This window comes from Sandarakinorhabdus sp., from assembly GCF_987265915.1.
On the sequence record NZ_OZ503948.1, the window covers coordinates 2448925 to 2469461 of the forward strand.

General features: G+C 64.6%; 16 protein-coding genes. 8 read left to right on the forward strand and 8 right to left on the reverse strand.

The features are described 5' to 3' along the window. Positions 1–124 precede the first annotated feature (124 nt). Entirely contained in the window at positions 125–1345 is a 1221-nt protein-coding gene (locus AC6UUM_RS11930; RefSeq protein WP_500802499.1) for a CaiB/BaiF CoA transferase family protein, read from the reverse strand. A 15-nt stretch (positions 1346–1360) separates the two neighbouring features. Further along, positions 1361–2944, reverse strand: coding sequence for an MFS transporter (locus AC6UUM_RS11935; protein WP_500802500.1), 1584 nt, complete (start codon positions 2942–2944; stop codon positions 1361–1363). 91 nt (positions 2945–3035) lie between these two features. Between AC6UUM_RS11935 and AC6UUM_RS11940 the strand changes: the two genes are divergently transcribed. Continuing rightward, entirely contained in the window at positions 3036–4616 is a 1581-nt protein-coding gene (locus AC6UUM_RS11940; RefSeq protein ID WP_500802501.1) for a phytoene desaturase family protein, read from the forward strand. Here the strand turns inward: AC6UUM_RS11940 and AC6UUM_RS11945 are convergent. Beyond that, a complete protein-coding gene (locus tag AC6UUM_RS11945) occupies positions 4559–5866 on the reverse strand; it encodes an amino acid permease (RefSeq protein WP_500802502.1) in 1308 nt (435 codons plus the stop codon). The genes AC6UUM_RS11940 and AC6UUM_RS11945 overlap by 58 nt on opposite strands. Before the next feature lie 88 nt (positions 5867–5954). On the opposite strand from AC6UUM_RS11945, the gene edd reads away from it, so the two are divergent. Continuing rightward, positions 5955–7769 (forward strand): phosphogluconate dehydratase, encoded by a 1815-nt coding sequence (gene edd / locus AC6UUM_RS11950; protein WP_500802503.1) that lies wholly within the window; start codon positions 5955–5957, stop codon positions 7767–7769. Between the two features lie 3 nt (positions 7770–7772). On the opposite strand, the gene AC6UUM_RS11955 is transcribed toward edd, so the two are convergent. Next, on the reverse strand, positions 7773–8801 hold the full coding sequence (locus AC6UUM_RS11955) for a DUF2855 family protein (RefSeq protein WP_500802504.1): 1029 nt from the start codon (positions 8799–8801) through the stop codon (positions 7773–7775). Between the two features lie 9 nt (positions 8802–8810). Then, the gene (locus AC6UUM_RS11960; protein ID WP_500802505.1) at positions 8811–10103 is read right to left on the reverse strand and encodes an acyl-CoA dehydrogenase family protein; all 1293 of its coding nucleotides are present in this window, start codon (positions 10101–10103) and stop codon (positions 8811–8813) included. A 187-nt stretch (positions 10104–10290) separates the two neighbouring features. Between AC6UUM_RS11960 and AC6UUM_RS11965 the strand changes: the two genes are divergently transcribed. The 6 genes from AC6UUM_RS11965 to AC6UUM_RS11990 all read left to right on the forward strand — a co-directional run bounded on the left by AC6UUM_RS11965 (position 10291) and on the right by AC6UUM_RS11990 (position 17500). Continuing rightward, entirely contained in the window at positions 10291–10611 is a 321-nt protein-coding gene (locus AC6UUM_RS11965) for a hypothetical protein (RefSeq protein WP_500802506.1), read from the forward strand. 135 nt (positions 10612–10746) lie between these two features. Next, positions 10747–12465: an amidohydrolase gene (locus AC6UUM_RS11970; RefSeq protein ID WP_500802507.1), complete on the forward strand. Its 1719-nt coding sequence runs from the start codon at positions 10747–10749 to the stop codon at positions 12463–12465. Continuing rightward, positions 12462–13031, forward strand: a complete 570-nt coding sequence (locus tag AC6UUM_RS11975; protein WP_500802508.1) for a GNAT family N-acetyltransferase — start codon at positions 12462–12464, stop codon at positions 13029–13031. The genes AC6UUM_RS11970 and AC6UUM_RS11975 overlap by 4 nt, the downstream gene beginning before the upstream one ends. Positions 13032–13371: 340 nt before the next feature. After that, positions 13372–16152, forward strand: coding sequence for a TonB-dependent receptor plug domain-containing protein (locus AC6UUM_RS11980; protein ID WP_500802509.1), 2781 nt, complete (start codon positions 13372–13374; stop codon positions 16150–16152). Between the two features lie 89 nt (positions 16153–16241). Next, entirely contained in the window at positions 16242–16718 is a 477-nt protein-coding gene (locus AC6UUM_RS11985) for a Rid family hydrolase (RefSeq protein WP_500802510.1), read from the forward strand. 122 nt (positions 16719–16840) lie between these two features. Next, the gene (locus tag AC6UUM_RS11990; RefSeq protein ID WP_500802511.1) at positions 16841–17500 is read left to right on the forward strand and encodes an MBL fold metallo-hydrolase; all 660 of its coding nucleotides are present in this window, start codon (positions 16841–16843) and stop codon (positions 17498–17500) included. Between the two features lie 166 nt (positions 17501–17666). Here AC6UUM_RS11990 and AC6UUM_RS11995 read toward each other — a convergent pair whose 3' ends face one another. From AC6UUM_RS11995 to AC6UUM_RS12005, 3 genes are all read right to left on the reverse strand, one after another. Continuing rightward, complete coding sequence (locus AC6UUM_RS11995) at positions 17667–18083, reverse strand: MAPEG family protein (RefSeq protein ID WP_500802512.1); 417 nt, start codon at positions 18081–18083, stop codon at positions 17667–17669. Then, positions 18083–18877 (reverse strand): outer membrane protein assembly factor BamD, encoded by a 795-nt coding sequence (locus AC6UUM_RS12000; protein ID WP_500802513.1) that lies wholly within the window; start codon positions 18875–18877, stop codon positions 18083–18085. The genes AC6UUM_RS11995 and AC6UUM_RS12000 overlap by 1 nt, the downstream gene beginning before the upstream one ends. 196 nt (positions 18878–19073) lie before the next feature. Beyond that, positions 19074–20516: an aldehyde dehydrogenase family protein gene (locus AC6UUM_RS12005; protein ID WP_500802514.1), complete on the reverse strand. Its 1443-nt coding sequence runs from the start codon at positions 20514–20516 to the stop codon at positions 19074–19076. Between the last annotated feature and the right edge of the window lie 21 nt (positions 20517–20537).

Consider the following 20537-nt stretch of genomic DNA (forward strand, 5'->3'; position numbering starts at 1 on the left):
TCGGCAATTGCCGGTTCCCGTCTTGCCTCGCTGATATGGGAAGCGCCCGCGGCGGACGCAATGGCAGAATCAGCGCAGCTTGATGCCGCATGATGCAAGGGCCGTGCCGAACCGGCCAGAAAATTCATCCCGTGTTTGCAGCGCCCGTGACCACGCCATTGGCAAACAGGGCGGCAATGGCGGCAGCATCATAGCCGGCGGCGGCAAGAATCTGCCGGCTGTGCTCGCCCAGATGCGGCGCCGGGCCGGGGGTGGCCAGCGCCGTGCCAAAGCGGGCTGGCGGGCGGGCCTGGCGCACACGACCAACACTGTCATCATGATCAACCGTGATGCAGATGCCGTTGTGCTGCACCTGTACATCATCGGGCACATCCATCAGCGCCACCACCGGGCCACCCACCGCACCTTCCCGAACGAAGCCGGCCATCAGTTCGGCGCGGGTGCGGCAGGCGATTTCGGCGGAGACTTGCGGCGCCCATTCACGTTGATGAGCCAAGCGCCCGCCCAAGGACTGGAAGCGCGGATCGCTGGCCAGATCGTCGCGATCGAGGCTGCGGCACAGCGCGACAAATTCGCTGGTTTGCAGCGCGCCGATCGCCACTTGGCCATCGGCGGCCTTCCACAGTCGCATCTGTGCGCCATATTCCGGTCCACGCGGCGGCGCATCATCCAGAAACGCATCATTGTACATGCCGTCCGGCCAGTTGAAGGCCACCGCCGCATCGAGCATCGCCACCTCAATGCGCTCACCGCAGGCCCCTGCCCCCGCCATCGCGCGGCGCAGGAGCGCCGCAGTGATCGCCTGCGCGGCGGTGAGCGCCGTCACCTTGTCCGCCACCAGATGGCGCACCAGGCCCGGCGTGCCTTCCTTGTCGGTCTGGCTGGCGGCAATGCCAGAGACCGCCTGGATCACCGGATCATAGACCCGCACGTTGGAATAAGGCCCATCGGGGCCAAAGCCGGTGATGCTGCAATAGATCAGCCGCGGATTGATCGCCTGCAGCCGCGTCCAATCCAGCCCCAGCCGCGCCAGCACACCGGGGCGGAAATTTTCCACAAGCACGTCTGCCGTGGCGACGAGCCGTTCCAGCACGGCCAGTCCCGCAGGCGATTTCAGATCGAGGCAAAGGCCCTGCTTGCCGCGATTGACCGCGATGAACATGCTCGACAGATCGGCCTTGCGTGGCCCCAGCGCGCGCACCGGATCGCCGCCGGGGCTTTCGACCTTGATGACCTCGGCGCCCTGATCCGCGAGCATCTGGCAGGCCATCGGGCCGGAAACGATCTGCGACAGATCGATGATACGGATGCCCGAAAGTGGCCCGTTGCCTTGGGGTCCGGCCATGGTCAGGCTCCAAACTCAATCGTTGATGTTGATGTGACGCGAATCCTTGAGGAACAGCAACATGATCACCAGGCCCACGGCCACGACGACGATCGTGTACCACAGGCCGGCAAACACATCGCCGGTCGAGACCACGATATATTGCGAGATCACCGGCAGGAACCCACCGAAATAGCCCGTGCCGATATGATAGGGCACCGACATGCTGGTGTAGCGCACTCGCGCCGGGAACATTTCCACCAGCACGGCGGCAATCGGCGCATAGGTCCAGCCCGACAGCAGGCCGATGGCCGCAACCGCCAGCAGCAACTGCCAGACGATGACGCGATCGGGATCGGCCTTTTCCGGCCAGCCGGCCGCGTTCAGCGCGGCGCCCCATTTTTCCTTGTCGAAGCCTTCCAGCCGCGCGCCGGCCACGTTCATCGCCAGCACCGGCGCGTCTTCCTTCTCATAGGACACGCCGCGCTTGGTCAGCCATTCCAGCGCCTTGCCGCACTCGGCCTCCTGCTTGAGGAAGATGTTGTATTGGCAGGGCGGCAGTTCGACGGTGACCGGCGCCGTCGCCATGGCTTCGGACAGCGCCGGATTGGCGCCGCTGGCCATCAGGTGGAAAATCGGGAACAGCGACGCCAGCGTGATGGCAAAGCCGACGCTGAGCACCTGCTTGCGGCCGAACCGATCGGACAGCCCGCCGAAATAGATATAGGCCGGGGCCGACACCAGCACACCGACCGCGAGATACAGCAGCGCCTCCCGCTCCGGCAGGCGGGCGGTATTCTGCAGGAAATAGAGCGTGCCGAACTGGCTGGTGTAAAAGATCACCGTGAAGCCGGCCGACACGGCGAGCGCGACCAGCAGCCGGCCCTTGTTGCCCGGCGCCGACAGCGCATCCTTGAATGGATTGGCCGACGTGGTGCCGGCCGATTTCATCTTCTGGAACACCGGGCTTTCCGACAGTTTCAGCCGCACCCACAGCGAGATGCCCAGCAGCAGCAGCGAGACGACAAACGGCACGCGCCAGCCCCAGGCATTGAACTGGTCTTCCGGAATCAGGGCCTTGGTGGTGAGCACCACGGCCAATGTCAGCATGAAGCCACCCGCCGCTGCCGCCTGGATCCAGCTGGTATAGGCACCGCGCTTGCCGGGGGGCGCATGTTCGGCGACGTAAATCGCCGCGCCGCCATATTCACCGCCCAGCGCCAGCCCCTGCAGCGTGCGCAGCACCAGCAGCAGGATCGGCGCCAGGATGCCGGCCTGTTCGAAGGTGGGCAGAAACCCGATACAGGCGGTGGCGCCGCCCATCATCGCGATAGTGATCAGGAAGGTATATTTGCGCCCGACCTTGTCCCCGAACCAGCCGAATACCAGCGCACCCAGCGGCCGGAAGAAAAAGCCGATGGCAAAGGCGAACAGGCTGAACAGCAGTTCGGTGGTGGGATTGCCGGTGGCGAAAAACAGCTTGCCGAGCAGGCCGGCCAGGATGCCGTACAGAAAAAAATCATACCATTCGAACACGGTGCCGAGCGAACTGGCAACGATCACCAGCCGATCCCGCTTCGGATCGATCACGTCTTCAACCGCTGCTGACCCTGCACCCAAGTTCCGGCCTCCCCGCCTGTTGCTTGCCCTTCGGCATAGCGCATGCGGCGGCCGTTGCAATGGGATGTGCACATGGGCAAGGCTGCGGCCCATGCGATACGACGCGATCATCATTGGCGGTGGCCATAACGGGCTGGTGACGGCCTGGTATCTGGCCCGTGCCGGCCTGAAGGTGCACATCTGCGAGGCCCGCGATGTGGTGGGCGGCGCGTGCGTGACCGAGGAATTCGCAGCCGGATTTCGCAACTCCACCGCCAGCTACACCGTCTCGCTGTTGCAGGAGAAGGTCGCGGCTGACATGCGGCTGGCCGATCATGGTCTGCGCATCGTGCTCCGGCCGCTGGGCAATTTCCTGCCGCTGGACGGCGATTATCTGAAGTTCGGCGCCGGGCAGACGCAGGCGGAAATCGCGCGCTTCTCGGCCAGGGATGCCGCCGCCCTGCCCGCCTATGATGCGCGGCTGGAGGTGCTGGCGGATCAGATGCGCCGACTGGCATTGCAGATCCCGCCGGGACGCGGCCTGCGGGGGCTGGCGGCGCTGGCCACGCAAGGCTGGCCGCTCACTGGGCTGGACATCGCCGAACAGCGCGATCTGCTCGCGCTGTTTACGCGCAGCGCACGCGAATTTCTGGATGGCTGGTTTGAATCCGATCCGATCAAGGCGGTGCTGGGCTTTGATTCGATCGTCGGCCATTTCGCCAGCCCCGACACCGCGGGCTCGGCCTATGTGCTGCTCCACCATGTGTTCGGGCAGGTGAACGGCGTTAAGGGCGCGTGGGGCCATGCCATCGGCGGCATGGGCGCCATCACCCAGGCCATGTCCAAGGCCTGCGCCGCGGCCGGCGTGTCGATCGGGCTGGAACAGCCCGTGGCCCGCGTGAACATCGCCAATGGCCGCGCCTGCGGGGTGACGTTGGCCGATGGCCGCGTGCTGGAAAGCCGGCTGGTGGCCAGCAATGTCGGCCCGGCGCTGTTGTTCGGGCAATTGGTGGAACGCACCGCCCTGCCCGCTGACTTCGCCCGCACCATGGATGGCTATGCCACCGGCTCCGGCACGTTTCGCATGAATGTCGCGCTGTCGGAACTGCCGGATTTCAGCGTGCTGCCGGGACCCGGCGACCATCACGGTGCCGGCATCATCATGGCGCCCAGCCTGGATTACATGGACCGCGCCTATACCGACGCCAAGGCGCACGGCTGGTCACGCGCACCCATCGTCGAAATGCTGATCCCCTCGACACTCGACGACACGCTCGCCCCGCCCGGCCAACATGTCGCCAGCCTGTTCTGCCAGCAATTCGCGCCGCGCTTGCCGGATGGGCAGAGCTGGGACGATGTGCGTGACACCGTTGCCGATCTGATTATCGACACCGTCACCGCGCACGCCCCCAATTTCAAGGCCAGCATCATCGCCCGCCAGCTCCATTCCCCGCTCGATCTGGAACGCAAGTTCGGTCTGGTCGGCGGCGACATCTTCCACGGCCGCATGAGCCTGGATCAGTTGTGGGCCGCCCGCCCGGTGCTGGGGCATGGCGACCACCGCATGCCCATCCCCGGTCTTTATCTGTGCGGCAGTGGCGCGCATCCCGGCGGCGGCGTCACCGGCGCGCCCGGTCACAATGCGGCGCGCGCCATATTGTCTGATCGGCGCTTTGCCTGGGCGCGCGTGTAGGCCAGCATCGGCCAGGCCGCAGCCACCAGCCCAAGGCTCCACAAATTCGGTTCCAGCCCGGCGGCATAGAGCGCAAACACCGCATATCCGCAGCCCGCCACGGCCACCAGCCGCAGCGCACCCCCCAGCAGCTTCACCGCGGCCAGCGCCACCGCCAGATAGCCGAGCAGCATCGCCGACGTTGCCACCAGGATGAAAAATTCGAACAGGCCAGCCAGGCTGCGGCTGACATTGAACAGCACCAGGACGGCCGCCAGCCCGCTGGCCAGCCACACAGAAGCAGCGGCGGCACCATGGCGGTTCAGCCCGGCAAAGCGCGGTGGAAACTGCCCGGCCAACGCCATCGCCCGCGGCAATTCCGCGGCCATCAGCGTCAACCCATTCACCGTGCCCAAGGCGGAAATCGCCGCAAACACGCCGATCAGTGCCGCAGTTTCCCGCCCGACGAACGGCGCGGCAAAATCCGCGAATGGCGCATTGGATTTTGCCAGCGCGGCTTCGGGCATCAACGCGATCATCGCCGCCGAGATCGCCATATAAAGCAGCCCGGCCAGCAATGTGCCGATGATGGTGGCCGCCGGCACGTTGAATTCCGGCCTGATCACCCTGTCTCCCGGCACGGTTGCCGATTCAAACGCCAGAAACGCCCACATGGTCAGCGTCACGCTGGTGATCACGCCGCCCGCTTCCATCGGTGCCGGCGGCGTCACCACGGCAGCAGCGCCCTTGGTCAGCAGCAACCAGCCGGCAATGCCCACCACCGCCAGCAACGGCACCAGCTTGGCCAGCAAGGTCGCCTGCTGGAACCAGCTCACCACGCTGGCCCGGTTGAGATTGATCAGGGTCACCAGCCCCAGCACCGCCACCGATGTCGCAACCCCCAGCCCCGGTACGGTCGCCAGCGCCGGCCACAGCACGGTCAGGTTCGACACCACCGCCACCGCCAAGGCGGCATTGCCCACCCAGACGCCAATCCAATAGCTCCACGCCGCATAATAGCTGGCCTGGCCGCCAAACGCCCGTTCCACATAGGCATGCGGTCCGCAAAGCCCCGGCAATTGCCGCGACAGCGCTGCATAGCAGCCGGCCAGCGCCAAGGTGCCGGCAAGCGCGATCACCCAACCGCCCATCGCCGACCAGCCATAGGGCGCCAGCGTCGCCGGCAGCAGGAACACGCCCGATCCCACCATATTGCCCATCACCAGGGCGATGCACGCCATCAGTCCCAGGCTGCGCTGCGGTGTTTCCATGTCTGTCTCCCCGCGCCTTGCTGCCTCTTAAGCTGCGACCCGTCAACGCCACCTGCCCAAACCGCGCAGACCGCAGTAAGCTGCAAGCATGCCGAATCTGCACCCCACCATCGCCCGCGTCACTGATCGCATCATCGAACGCAGCTGGAACGGCCGCCGCCGCTATCTCGATCTGATTGCCGGCCAACGGGAGGCCGGCATGAATCGCGGCAACCTCTCCTGCTCCAATCTCGCGCATGGCTTTGCCGCCGCGCTTGATGACAAGGCCAGCATCAAGGCCGGTGCCCGCGTGAACATCGGCATCGTCACCGCCTTCAACGACATGCTGTCGGCCCACCAGCCCTATGGCCAATATCCACCGCAGCTGAAGCTGTTCGCGCGTGAAGTGGGCGCCACTGCACAGGTCGCGGGCGGCGTGCCGGCGATGTGCGACGGCGTCACCCAGGGGCAGGTCGGCATGGAATTGTCGCTGTTCAGCCGGGATACGATCGCGCTCGCCACTGCCGTCGCGCTGTCGCACGGCATGTTCGAAGCGGTCGCGCTGCTCGGCATCTGCGACAAGATCGTGCCCGGCCTGTTGATCGGCGCCCTGCGTTTCGGCCATCTGCCGATGCTGTTCGTGCCGGCCGGGCCGATGCCATCGGGCCTGCCCAACAAGGAAAAGCAGCGCATCCGGCAGCTGGCGGCCGAAGGCAAGGCCAGCCGCGCCGAACTGCTGGAGGCCGAAAGCGCCAGTTACCACAGCCCCGGCACCTGCACCTTTTACGGCACGGCCAACAGCAACCAGATGCTGATGGAGGTGATGGGGCTCCACGTGCCGGGCGCCGCCTTCGTCAATCCGGGCACCCCCTTGCGTACCGCACTGAATCGCGCCGCCATGCACCGGTTGGCAGCGCTGGGCAGCACCGGGGATCGGGCCTTGGGCGTCTGCGTGGATGAACGCGCCATCGTCAACGCCATTGTCGGCCTGCTCGCCACTGGCGGTTCGACCAACCATGCCATCCACCTGCCGGCCATCGCGCGCGCCGCCGGCATCGCCATCGATTGGCAGGATTTCGATGAACTTTCCGCTGCCGTGCCGCTGATCGCGCGCGTCTATCCGGGCGGTGCCGCAGATGTTAACCAGTATCATGCGGCCGGCGGCATCGGCTTCACCATCCGCACGTTGATCGATGCAGGCCTGCTGCATGGCGATATCCCAACGGTCGCCGGCGACAGCCTGACGGATCATGCCCGCGAACCGATGCTGGAAGGCGAGATTTTGGCCTGGCGTGACGTGCCAGACAGCCGCGACGAAACCATCCTGCGGGCCGTGAGCGATCCCTTCCGGCCCGATGGCGGCATGCGGCTGGTGCAGGGCAATCTGGGCCGCGCCATCTTCAAGACCAGCGCGGTGGACGAATCGCGCTGGTCGGTCGAAGCGCCAGCCCGGGTGTTCGACGATCAGGACAGCGTTTTGGCCGCGTTCAAGGCCGGCGAGCTCGACCGCGATGTGGTGGTGGTGGTGCGCGGCCAGGGGCCCCAGGCCAACGGCATGCCGGAACTGCACAAGCTGACCCCGGCCCTGGGTGTGTTGCAGGATCGTGGGCATGCCGTGGCGCTGGTCACCGATGGCCGCATGTCGGGCGCTTCCGGCAAGGTGCCGGCCGCCATCCATCTGGTGCCCGAAGCCATGGCCGGCGGTCCGATCGCCCGGCTGCGCGATGGTGACATCATCCGGCTGTGCGCCCGCGAAGGCGCGCTGGATGTGGCGGTGGCGGCGGACGAATTTGCCGCGCGTACTGACAGTGTGGCGGCACCGTCAGACCATGGCACGGCCCGCGAACTGTTCGCCCTGTTCCGCACCGGAAGCGACAATGCCGAAGCCGGCGCATCAGCCATGCTGCGCGCCGCCGGTTTGTAGCCCTCAAAGGCTGGCGACAATCCCCACCGCGGGATCGATGCGCCCTTCCACCAGGCCTTTCCAAGCGGCAGCTACGGCCTCGGTGCCGTCCACCACTTCCACCCGCAGCCAGCCCAGCGTGGCGGAAAAGCCGGTCCAGGCCGCATTCAGCCGCTCTTCATAGCCGGCCGGGCCCCATTCCGCGACGCGGTTCTGGCCGACGGTTGGCGCAAAGAACATTTGCGGCGCCGGGCCGGGCAGCTTTGCCGCATTGGGCTGCTGCCAGTGCGTGTCTCCCACGACATGGCTTTCGGCCAGCCGGCCAGCCAGCAGCGAGTGCACATCCAGGCGCACGCTGCCGTTGCCGGCCATGTCGATGAAGGCGATGGCCTCACCCGGCACGCCGCCGATCTCGTCATAGCTGAACACCTGGTCATAATAGCCGGTGGCCAGGCAGAACGCGCGATTTGCCGCCGATGTCAGCCCCACCACCTGGTTCCGGCCTTGCGCCAATTGCGCCACGCCCAGCGCGGTTTTCGACGAGGCCGATGACAGCAGCAACGTATCGACCGGTCGCGTTGCCATCAGCGCATCGATCAAGAAGCTGGTGGCATAGAGCGGCCGGAACAGGCACTGCACGGCATCGCTGCCCCAGGCGCTACCGGCCGGGGCATAGCGGTTGTAAAAGGGCGGCAGCGCGGCACGATGGGCCGCGCCATCGGTGAAGCCATGCGCCGAAATCGCCACCGGGGTCAGCACCGCCTGGGCCGCCATCGGCCAGTAACCGAACCAGCGGCTGCCGACGTCAAGGCCCGCCGCGCGGCTTTCGATCACCCGGCCAAAGCCCCACACCGGCACGATACCGTGACCTTCGGGGGCCGGGAAAAAGCGCCAATAGGCGAAATCCTCACCATGCACGGCATAGGTGACATTGTTCGCGGTCAGCGCGAATTGCTCGACAGCAAAGCGCACCTCACCATCAGCGATCGGGCCGTGATCGGGGAGTGCAGTGGTTTCGGCAAGATTGCCGATGCGGGCAGCGAGAGTGGTCATGACAATTCCTTACAGGCCAGCGAACAATTGTTTGCGAGGCCCCAGATAGCCGAACAGATAGGCCGCCACCTTGCGCATCTGAATCTCTTCCGATCCTTCGGTGATGCGATAGCGGCGGTGGTGGCGATAGATATGCTCGAACGGCTTGTGCCGGCTATAGCCGATACCGCCATGCACCTGCATCGCCCGATCAGCGGCTTCGCACACCAGCCGGTTCGCCCAGTAATTGCACATGGAAATCTTGTCCGACAACTGGCTCTCGATGGCTTCGTGCGGCAGCCGGTCCATGTCCCACGCCGTCTTGTAAATCATCAGGCGCAGCATCTCGCATTGGGTGGCGAGTTCCACCAGCGGGAACTGGATGGCCTGGTTCTTTGATAAGGCCTCCCCGAACGGCTTGCGGGTACGGGCGTAGCGCACGCTTTCCTCGACGCAGAAAGTCGCGGCGCCCAGCGAGGATGCGGCCTGGCGGATGCGGTTCTGGTGAACGAAGCTTTGCGCCAGCGCCAGGCCCCCGTCCGGTGGCCCCAGCAGCGTCGAATCCGGCACCCAGACATTGGTGAAGCTGACGCGCGGGTGATCGGTGGGCATGTTGAACGTCCACAGATATTCCTCGATCTTCAGCCCCGGCGTGGACGTCGGCACCAGGAAACAGGAAATGCCGCGCGCCGCGCCGTTGGCGCCGCTGGTGCGGGCAAAGGTTGCGCAGTGCGTTGCCACGTGCATGCCGGTCGTCCACATCTTCTCGCCATTGATCAGCCAGCCGGCCACGCCATCGCGGGTTTCGGGCACGGCGCGCGTCTCCATGTGGGTGGCGTCCGATCCATGCTCCGGCTCGGTCAGGCCGAAGGCGGTGATGCGCTGCCTCGCAAAGCCGCCCAGGATGAACTCCTCCTGCTGCGCCGGCGTGCCAAAGGCTTCGAACATGGCGACGAAAGGGAAATTGCCGACGATGCTGTGCTCATTCTGCAGATCATTGTGCAGGCCCAGGCCCTTGGCGGCGAAGTGATCGCGGATCACCGCCATCCACAGATTCGATCCATCCTTGCCACCATATTTCTTCGGCGCCGAAAACCGCCAGTGGCCGGCCGCATCGGCCCGAATAGTCGCCTCGCGCAGCAGCAGTTCCCATTCGTGGCGCGGCAAGCCGCCATTTTCAAAATCGGTGCGCGCCCATTCGCGGCGATGATCGAAGAAGCGGATATTGTCGTCCCTGGCTTCCAGCGGCTTGATCTCAGCGGCGATGAACGCGTCAAGATCAGCCAGATAGGCTTTCAAATCTTCCGGCAGTGCAAAATCCACGGGCAATCCCTCCGCATATGACGGATCGAGTGTGGGCCGGGATGGCGCCGGATATAACTGGTGGATTGGGAAGGAAGCGCCCCGCAGCAATGCCGAACTTTGGCTCGAACTTGGAGGATTGCCCGCACCCCTGATCTGCTGGTAATCGGCGCTCGGTTCCAACCTCCCTGACGCGAAAGAGTCTCCCATGAAGCATCTCGCTGCCCTCCTTGCGCTGACCCTTGCCGCGCCATTGTTCGCGCAAGCGGCGCCACCCGCTGCCCCGGCAGCGCCGGCCGAAGCTGCTGCGCCGGCGCCGAAGTTCACCGTCAACACCCCGATCGAGCAACTGCTCGCCGATCCGGCCGCCAAGGCCGTGCTGGAAGCATCGATCCCCGGCATTTCGATGCACCCCAGCCTCGATCAGTTCAAGGCGATGAGCCTGACCGAAGTGCAGCCCTATTCGGCCGGCGCAATCACCGACGAAATCATCGCGACGGTGAAGACCAATCTGGCCGCGATCAAGTAACGCCTGGCGCGCTGGCGCCATCCCATGATGACGGGGCCACACGGGCTGCGCGGCAGCCCTTGTGGCCCCGTGCAGTTTTGGCCGGCGCTTTGGCCGCCGTTTTCCCCCTTGCACCGCCGCCCACGCGGCGCGACCATGCGCCGGGGAGACACGCACATGACCTTGCACACCAACCGCCGCACCTTGATGTCCGCAGCACTTGCTGCGCCGCTGTGGGCCAATTGGGCAGCCCGCGCCATCGCGCAGGAACGCGATGCCGATGCCATCCTCTTCAATGGCCGGATGATTACAATGGACGATATGCGGCCGCGGGCGACGGCCATGGCGATCAAGGCGGGGCGCATCATGGCCGTGGGCGATGACAGCGTGCGCGGCCTGGCCGGCAAGGCCACGCGCTTGATCGATCTGAAGGGCGCCTGCGTGGTGCCGGGCTTCATCGATTGCCATAACCACCCGATCGGCGATGTGCTGCTGTATGAAACCTTGGTCGGCAACCCCTATGAGGTGGAGTTCGTCACCATCCAGTCGATCATCGACAAGCTGAAGGCCAAGGCCGCGCAGACTCCGGCCGGATATTGGGTGGACGGCTATTTCCACGATGATACCAAGCTGAAGGATGGCCGCCAGTTGACGGTGGATGATCTCGACAAGATCAGCACCACGCATCCGGTGATGGTGCGCCACCGCGGTGGCCACACCGTGTTCGTCAACAGCTTCGCCCTGAGCCTGGCCGGGGTGACCAAGGACACGCCAAACCCGCCCGGCGGCACCTTCGATCGGCTGCCCGATGGCCGGCTTTCGGGCCGCATCACCGACAATGCCATTGATCTGGTGGAGGAAAAGGGCCAGCGCCCGGTGCTGGATGCCGCCGAAAAGGCCAAACGCGCCCGCGCCGGCATGGCGCATATCAGCGGTGCCTTCAGCCGTTATGGCCTGACCACGGTGCATCATCAGGGCGGCGATCTGGCAGCCATCCAGGATGTGCGCGCCGCCGGGCAGCTCACCCACCGGGTCAGTTACGAAGCGCGCGGTGCCTTTCTGGACCAGATGATCGCCGGCGGGCTGAAAACCGGGTTCGGCGATGACTGGATTCGGTTGGGCGCCACCGCCGAACATACCGCCGACGGCAGTTTTTCGGAACGTACCATGGCGCTTTCAACGCCCTATGCCGGCCGCACGCCGGCCTATTATGGCAATGTCACCGAGCCGCAGGACGTCCTCGACGCCTGGGTCGAAAAAATCGTCCGCGCCGGCATTCAGCCCAATATCCACGCCAATGGCGATGTAGCGATCGACATGGCGCTCACCGCCTTTGAACGCGCGCAGGCCAAGCTCGCCGTGAAGGATCTGCGGCCCAAGATCACCCACTGCACCCTGGTCAACGAAAGCCTGCTGAAGCGCATGGCGGCGCTGGGGGCGGTGCCGGCACCGTTCACCAGCTATGCCTATTACAACAGCGACAAGTTCGGATTTTACGGGGCTGACCGCATGGCCCATGCCATGGCCTTCCGCGATTTCCTCGATCACGGCATCAAGGTGTGCGCCGGCAGCGATTTCTTCCCCGGCCCGTTCGCCCCCTTGATGGGCATCCAGGGCATGGTGACCCGCACCGGCTGGAACGGCGAGACCTGGGGCGCCAATCAGAGGGTTTCGGTGCTTGAGGCGATCCGCATCAACACGCTGAACGGCGCCTGGGCTGCGAAGGAGGAAGCGGTCAAGGGCAGCCTGACCGCCGGCAAGCTGGCCGACTATGTCGTGCTGGCCGATGATCCGACCGCAATCGTGCCCGACAAGATCAAGGATATCAAGATCATCGAAACCGTGGTGGACGGCCGCAGCCAGTATCGGGCATGACCGCCGCCGACATGACCATGCTGCATATCCGCCCTGCCCTCGCCAGCGAAGTCCCCGCGTTGGAAGCCCTGATCGCCGCATCGGCCCGCGGGCTCAGCCTGGGCCATTACACCCACGCGCAAACCGAAGCCGCGATCGCCCATGTGTTCGGGGTGGACAGCGAACTGGTGCGCGACGGTACCTATCTGGTGGCCGAAGCCGATGATGGCATCACCGGCTGCGGCGGCTGGAGCCAGCGCGCCACGCTGTTTGGCGGGGATCGATTTGCTGGCCGCGTTTCGGGCCTGCTCGATCCGGCGCGCGATGCGGCCAAGGTGCGCGCCTTTTTCGTGGCGCCGCACGCCGCCCGCCGCGGCGTGGGGGCGGCCCTCCTTAATGCCTGCGAAACGGCCGCAGCGGCGGCGGGATTCGCGCGCACCGAATTGATGGCGACGCTGCCCGGCGTGCCGTTCTATGCCGCATATGGTTACCAGGCAGACGCAGCGATCAGCCTGGATTGTGGCGGCGTGGCCGTTCCGTTTGTGCCGATGCACAAGCAATTATTGCAACGCGGCGCGGCGGTTTGACGCATCAACTGTTGCGCAAAGGCCACGCCCAGCAACTGTAACTTTGCGGCAACAGCATAGTGGCGATTTTTTGAGATGCGCAAATAGCGTATGTCAGGCAACAGCAGTTCATCGCTTGAAGCAGTTGCCCGATGCGATGTTGCGAGCCTTGAAAGAAAGGCTTTGTCGACGGACATCGGCAGGTTTTGCCACCTGCAGGGCAATGCTGAACAGTTTGGCTCTCGGGCCGAATCTGTTGGCGTCGCGAGTTTGCGGGCAGGCAGGGTCGCATGGTTCGGCGTGACGTATGCGCGGAACGAAGCGAACTGATGACCAGATTGATCCAACCCAGGGGACTGACATGATGCAAAGCAAGAACACGGCCCGCGCGGGCGACTTCAAGTTGGCCACCTCCGTGCTGGCGCTGATGCTGGCCGGCATGGCCGCACCGGCATTCGCCGCGCAGGACCAGGCCGCGACGGCCGCCGCCGAAGAGAAAGAAGATTCGACGATCATCGTGACCGGCACCCGCCGCACCGATCGCACCGTCGCTGAAAGCGCCGTGCCGATCGATGTGTTCAGCGCCGACGATTTCAAGGCGCAGCCTGCGCCGCAACTGCAGACCATCCTGCAAACGCTCGTCCCCTCCTTCAACCAGCAGCGCAACCTGCTCGGCGATGCCTCCGCCTTCGTGCGTCCGCCCACGCTGCGCGGCCTGCCGGCTGACCAGATCCTCGTCCTCATCAACGGCAAGCGCATGCATCGCTCCGCGCTGGTGCAGGTGGCCGCTGGCGCGCTCAATGCCGGTTCGCAAGGCGCTGACCTTTCGCAGATCTCCGGCATCGCCCTCGGCCGCCTGGAAGTGCTGCGCGATGGCGCCGCCGCCCAGTACGGCTCCGACGCCATCGCCGGCGTGATCAACCTCGGCCTGCGCCGCGACACCGGCGTCGAAGTCACGGCCCGTTATGGCCAGACTTATCAGGGCGACGGCCAGGACACGCAGCTGTCGGCCTTCTACGGCACCAAGCTGGGCGATGATGGCGGCTTTTTCAACATCACCGGCGAATTCATCGATCAGAACATCTGGGATCGTTCGGTTGAGCGCCCGTCGGTGGCCCCGCTGCGCCTCCAGAACATCATCACCGATTTCCCCACCGGCAACCGCCTGGGCGGCCCGGAAAACCGCGCCTATCGCGCGGTGTTCAACATGGAACTGCCGGCCGGTGACACCACTTTCTATGCGTTCGGCAACTACGGCTGGCAGCGTCAGGGCAATGACTTCAACCTGCGCATTCCGGTGACTGTCACCCATGCCCCGATCCCGGGCCGCCCCGGCACGGCCACAACCAGCCGTTCGGTCAACCCGGTGTTCCTGAACCGCGTCGGCTTCACGGCCACCGGCACGCCGCTGTGGGATGAGAACGGTGCGACCTTCAACATCAACGATGATTCGCGCTTCCCGTCTTTCCGCAACGGCTTCGTGCCGTTCTTCGAAGCGACCAATGAAGATATCGGCCTGGTCGGCGGCTTCAAGGGCACCGAGCTCGGCATTAAGTATGACGTCTCGCTGATGTACGGTCAGAACCAGATCCGTTATTTCATGAGCGACACGATCAACGCCTCGCTCGGCCCGGCGACGCCCACCGATTTCTACATGGGCAAGCTGGTGCAGCGTGAATTCAACCTCAACGCGGACTTCACCACCGAAGCCGAAATTGGTTTTGCCAAGCCGCTGTTCATCGCGTGGGGCTTCGAAGTCCGCCGTGAAGCCTATGAAGTCGGCCTTGGCGACAAGGCATCGTGGGAAGTCGGCCCCTATGCCGCCCAGTCGCTGGTGCGCTGCACCCTCGCGGCGGCCACGGTCCCCTGCTCCACGCCGGGCGCGGTGGTCAACCCGACCGTGACCCGCGTTGCAACCAGCCTGCCCGGCTCGAACGGCTTCCAGGGCTTTGGCCCGGCGTCGGTGATCGAAGGCGGCCGCAACAACTACTCCGCCTATATCGATTTCGACTCCACCCCGGTGGAAGGTCTCGATATCGGTGTTGCCGCCCGTTACGACTATTTCAACGACTTTGGTGACACGTTCAACGGCAAGATCAGCGGGCGTTATGCCTTCAACGATGCCATCGCCATCCGCGGCGCGGCCTCGACCGGCTTCCGCGCCCCGACCCCGGGTCAGCAGTTCACCCAGAACCTGACCACCGGCTTCCCGTTCGGTTCGACCGTGCCGCTCGGCATTGCTACCGTGCGTCCGGACAGCCCGATCGGCCAGTTCTTCCTGGCCCAGCCGCTCAGCCCGGAAAAGTCGACCAACTTCTCGGGCGGCTTCGTGTTCACCCCGGGTGGCGGCTTCAACGTCACCATCGATTATTACAACATCAAGGTGAAGGACCGGATCGGCATCACCGGCAACCTGAACCCCAACCAGGCCAACGGCACCGGCCTGACCGCCACGCAGTTCCTGCTGGCCCAGGGCGTTGCCGAAGCTGCCGAGCTGGGCGCGCTGCGTTACTTCACCAACGCCTTCGACACCCGCACGCAGGGTTTCGACATCGTGATCCAGCACAAGGCTGATACCGGCATCGGCCGCTTCAACTCCAGCCTGGCCATCAACTACAACAGGACGAAGGTCACCGATCGCAAGGTGATCACCGGCACGCTGGCCAATGGCCAGTCGCTTTCGAACTTCCGTCCGGTTGACGATGTCCGCGTTGGCAACATCGAACAGTCCAACCCGAACTGGCGCGCCGTGCTGTCCACCACCTGGCAGCATGATATCTTCGACGTGACCGCACGTGGCAGCTATTTCGGCAAGTTCACGTCGTTCAACGATCCGATCACCACCGGGATCGGCGCGACGCCGGGTGTCGATGCCGCGCAGGCGGCAGCGCTGTATCCGGTGCCGTTCAGCAAGACCTTCGGGGCGCAAGTGGCCTTCGACATCGAAGTCGGCGCGACCTTTGCCGAGAAGTATCGGATTGCGGTGGGTGCGCAGAACCTGTTCAACACCTACCCGGCCCGCGAAACCCGCAACGCCTTCCCGCAGACCGGCGGTCAGGCCAACGGCTCGCTCTATCCGGATACCGCGCCGATCGGGCAGATGGGCGGCTTCTGGTACGTGCGCGCTTCGGCCCGCTTCTGATCGAAAGGCGGGTTTTACCGCTTGCCAAGCACGGGCGGCAGGGCAATCCTGCCGCCCGTTGCCGTTTCAACCAACCGGAGGATCATCTCATGAAATTCGTCGCCCTCGCTGCCGCCAGCCTCGTGCTGGCCATCGCTGCCGCCCCGGTCGCCGCCCAGAATGTCCAGAAGGTTGGCACGCCCGGCGGCCGCATCCTGACCACGGCTGTCGTCAAGCCCGGTGCCACCACCGTCTATCTGTCGGGCAATCTCGCCTCGCCGATCGATCCGGCCAAGCCGACCGAATTTGGGGACACCAAGACCCAGACGATCAGCACGCTGAAGAAGATCAAGGCGTTGCTGGAAGCCCAGGGCATGACCATGAAGGACATCGTGCGCATGGATGCCTATCTGGTTGCCGCGCCCGGCATGGACGGCAAGATGGATTTCAATGGCTTCAACGCCGGTTTCGCCGAATTCTTCGGCAATGCCGAAAACCCCACCACCACCACCCGCACCACCATGCAGGTCGCCGCCTTGGCCGGCCCGAATTTCCTGGTGGAATTGACGGTGATCGCCGCCAAGTAAGGACTGCGCGTCACCTCTCCCCGGTGGGGAGAGGTGACGTTTCTGCAGCCCGCTTTCCGGTTTGGGCAAGTCCGCGCATCAACGGCTTGCATGCGTCGGCGCTGCGCGGCACAGATGTTCGTATGACCACCGCACCGCTTCAGGCCGTCATCATTCCCGTCACGCCGTTGCAGCAGAACTGCACGCTGATCTGGTGCACCAAAACCATGCGCGGCACCTTCACCGACCCGGGCGGCGATCTCGATCGGTTGATGCATGAGGCCGACAGCCGCGGCGTGATCATCGAGAAATTGCTGGTGACGCACGGACACATCGATCACTGCGGGCTGACCGCGGTGCTGGCGCGGCAGTTGGGCGTGCCGATCGAAGGCCCGCACATCGATGACAAATTCTGGATCGACATGAACCCGGCGCAGGGTGCGGCCTATGGCCTGGCCGGCGCCGAAGCGTTCACGCCGGACCGCTGGCTCAACAATGGCGACCAGGTGACCGTGGGTGAGCTGGTGCTGGATGTCTATCACTGCCCCGGCCACACGCCCGGCCATGTCGTGTTCCATCATTCGCCATCAAATCTGGCGATCGTCGGCGACGTCCTGTTTCAGGGCAGCATCGGCCGCACCGATTTTCCCAAGGGCAATTTCAATGATCTGGTGGAATCGATCACCAGCAAGCTCTGGCCGCTCGGCAATGCCACCGCCTTCGTGCCGGGCCATGGCCCGATGAGCACCTTCGGCCGTGAGCGCCAATCCAACGCCTTCGTGGCCGATCGAATGCTGAACTGATTTCCGAAAATTGTATTTTACAAGGTTACAAAGGTTCCGCTTTTTTCCAACAATTGGCCCGCCAAGATATATCTTGCGTTGGCAGAGCGCCAATTGTTACGCAGCAGCATAGTGGCAGTCGGACCTGTAGGACAGGCCCTGCGGAAAACGCCTGATCCGGCAGCGTTCAGACGAAGTCGGTGGAACCCGGCGATGGCGCGACGCCCAGCCACAATGCCCACAGCGACAAGCCGACCAACAGCAGCCAGGTGACCACCACGCCAACCGACCGGAACAGATTTGGTGATGGGCGCGACATGCCGATGGCGTGGGCAATGCGAGCCACAATCAACAGGGCGCCGCAGCCCCACAACAACAACGAACCATGGCCAGATGCCAGTTCAACACCGGCCATCAACAGCAGCAGGAAGGGCACATGCTCTGCAAAATTGCCGTGCGCGCGCACCCGTTCCAGCAACGCCTGGTCACCACCGTCACCAAAGGCCACCATGCCGGCCAGGCGCTTTTGCACCACGCGCAGGCTCAGCAGGAAGAACAGCAGGCCCAGGCAGCCCGCCGTGATCAAGGTGACTGGCAACAGCATCAGGCGGCCTTCTTCGGCGCATCCGGCACGAAACGCTGCACCAGTTTATAGCTGCGCTCATACCATTTGGAGGCTGGATAATTGTTGCCGAGCACGGCAGCCGCCTTCACCGCTTCTTCGGGAATGCCCATGGCCAGATAGGATTCGACCAGCCGGTGCAGCGCTTCGGGCGCGTGGCTGGTGGTATCATATTGATCGACCACGGTGCGGAACCGGGTGATCGCGGCGACCTGCAGGCCCTGGTTCTGGTAAAAACGGCCGATTTCCATTTCCTTGCCGGCCAGGTGATCGCGGGTCAGATCGATCTTCAGCCGGGCATCGGCGGCAAAATCGGTGTTGGGATAACGGCGGACCAGTTCGCCCAGCGCATCCAGCGCCTGCTGGGTGATCTTCTGATCCTTGGTCACCGGCATGATCTGGTTGTAATAGCTCAAGGCCACCATGTAATAGGCATAGGGTGCCTCGCGGCTGCCAGGGTGCAGCGACAGAAACCGCTGTGCGGCGCCGATGGATTCCTGATATTCGCCCGAAACATAATAGGCAAAGGCCGACATCAGCTGCGCGCGGCGCGCCCAGACACTATAGGGGTGCTGCCGCTCCACTTCATCGAATTGCGCAGCGGCCAGGCGATACTGGCGCTTGTCCAGCGTCTGCCGCGCGGCGCTGTAGAGGGTTTCCACATCCTGTGCGATATAGCGCTGATCTTTCTTGGCCTTGCCGCCGCTGCCAGCGCAGGCCGACAGCAGCACCAGGGCAGACAGGGACAGGATGGCGATGCGGTTGGGGCGGGACATGGCAGCCTATTAGCAGGATGGGTTGGCGGGGGGAAGGTTCGCACATCCGGATGAATGGGGGGTGTCTCGCCCGGCCCACCCCCAGTCCCTCCCGCAAGCGGGAGGGGAGCCGTGTCGGCTTGTGGGGAGCGCGTTCTCCACTCCCAATCTGCTCCCCTCCCGCTTGCGGGAGGGGCTGGGGGTGGGAAAATCCCGCTCAAAAATCCTGCGGCCGCCGCCGGATCACCAGATTGCGGATCTCGGTCATGTCCTCCATGGCAAAGCGCACGCCTTCGCGGCCCAAGCCTGAATCCTTCACGCCGCCATAGGGCATGTTGTCCACCCGGTAGCTCGGCACGTCGTTGATCACCACGCCGCCAACCTCCAGCACGTCCCAGGCCTTCAGCATGTGGAACAGATCGCGGGTGAAGATGCCGGCTTGCAGACCGAACTTGCTGTCGTTGACCATCTCCAGTGCTTCGTCGAACGAATGGAAGCGGGCGAAGAATGCCACCGGTCCAAAGGCTTCCTCGGTGTTCAGCTTGGCGCCGCGCGGCACGTCCTCCAGCAGGGTGGCGGCGAGCATGGCACCGTCCCGCGTGCCGCCGCACAGCAATTTCGCGCCGCCGGCAACGGCTTGCTGAATCCAGCCATCCAGCCGCGTCGCTTCCTTTACATCGATCATCGGGCCGATGAAGGTGGCTTCATCGCTCGGGTTCCCGGCGATCAGCTTGGCGGTGCGTTCGATCAGCTTGGCCTTGAACGCGTCATAAACAGCGTCATGCACCAAGATGCGCTGCACGCCGATGCAGGATTGGCCGGATTGATAAAAGGCGCCAAACACCGTGCGATCCGCCGCATCGTCCAGATCGGCATCGGGCATGATGATCACCGCCGCGTTGCCGCCCAGTTCCAGCACCACCTTCTTCTTGCCGGCGCGGGCCTTCAGATCCCAGCCGACATCGGGCGAACCGGTGAAGCTGAGCAATTTCAGCCGATCATCGGTGGTGAACAGATCGGCGCCATCGCGGTGCGCCGGCAGGATGGCGAAGGCGCCAAGCGGCAGATCGGTTTCGGCCAGCACTTCGCCGATGATGATGGCGCCCAGCGGCGTGCGGCTGGCCGGCTTCATCACGAACGGGCAGCCGACCGCGATGGCCGGCGCGATCTTGTGCGCCGCCAGATTAAGCGGGAAGTTGAACGGCGACACAAAGCTGCATGGCCCGATCGGCACACGTTTCCACATGCCCTGATAGCCCTTGGCGCGGGCCGAAATATCGAGCGGCTGCACCTCGCCGGTCATCCGCACGCTTTCTTCGGCGGCGATACGGAAGGTGTCGATCAGCCGGCCGACTTCGCCGCGCGCGTCGCGGATCGGCTTGCCGGCTTCGATGCACAGCGCATGCGCCAGCTCCTCGAAGCGCTCGGTGAAGCGGGTCACGCAATGCATCAGCACCGCCTGGCGTTCGTAACTGGCCATGCGCGCCATTGGTTCGGTGGCGGCCACGGCCGCCGCAATGGCGCGATCGATGGTGGCGGCATCGGCCATGGCGACGCGCGTCGCCGGATGCCCGGTGAACTTGTCGGTCACCACCAGATCGGTGTTGGGCTGTTCGGCCCGGTTGGCGACATAGAGCGGATAGACATCCCTGAGCGCCATGGCCCGAACTCCCTTGATATT

Excerpts from the sequence above, each read along its gene's own strand:
- AC6UUM_RS12000 (WP_500802513.1), bottom strand. The coding sequence starts at position 18,877 with ATGTCCCGCCCCAACCGCATCGCCATCCTGTCCCTGTCTGCCCTGGTG.
- AC6UUM_RS11990 (WP_500802511.1), top strand. The coding sequence starts at position 16,841 with ATGACCACCGCACCGCTTCAGGCCGTCATCATTCCCGTCACGCCGTTG.
- AC6UUM_RS11980 (WP_500802509.1), top strand. The coding sequence starts at position 13,372 with ATGATGCAAAGCAAGAACACGGCCCGCGCGGGCGACTTCAAGTTGGCC.
- AC6UUM_RS11930 (WP_500802499.1), bottom strand. The coding sequence starts at position 1,345 with ATGGCCGGACCCCAAGGCAACGGGCCACTTTCGGGCATCCGTATCATC.
- AC6UUM_RS11985 (WP_500802510.1), top strand. The coding sequence starts at position 16,242 with ATGAAATTCGTCGCCCTCGCTGCCGCCAGCCTCGTGCTGGCCATCGCT.
- AC6UUM_RS11970 (WP_500802507.1), top strand. The coding sequence starts at position 10,747 with ATGCGCCGGGGAGACACGCACATGACCTTGCACACCAACCGCCGCACC.
- AC6UUM_RS11975 (WP_500802508.1), top strand. The coding sequence starts at position 12,462 with ATGACCGCCGCCGACATGACCATGCTGCATATCCGCCCTGCCCTCGCC.
- AC6UUM_RS11955 (WP_500802504.1), bottom strand. The coding sequence starts at position 8,801 with ATGACCACTCTCGCTGCCCGCATCGGCAATCTTGCCGAAACCACTGCA.
- AC6UUM_RS11965 (WP_500802506.1), top strand. The coding sequence starts at position 10,291 with ATGAAGCATCTCGCTGCCCTCCTTGCGCTGACCCTTGCCGCGCCATTG.
- edd (WP_500802503.1), top strand. The coding sequence starts at position 5,955 with ATGCCGAATCTGCACCCCACCATCGCCCGCGTCACTGATCGCATCATC.
- AC6UUM_RS12005 (WP_500802514.1), bottom strand. The coding sequence starts at position 20,516 with ATGGCGCTCAGGGATGTCTATCCGCTCTATGTCGCCAACCGGGCCGAA.
- AC6UUM_RS11940 (WP_500802501.1), top strand. The coding sequence starts at position 3,036 with ATGCGATACGACGCGATCATCATTGGCGGTGGCCATAACGGGCTGGTG.
- AC6UUM_RS11995 (WP_500802512.1), bottom strand. The coding sequence starts at position 18,083 with ATGCTGTTGCCAGTCACCTTGATCACGGCGGGCTGCCTGGGCCTGCTG.
- AC6UUM_RS11945 (WP_500802502.1), bottom strand. The coding sequence starts at position 5,866 with ATGGAAACACCGCAGCGCAGCCTGGGACTGATGGCGTGCATCGCCCTG.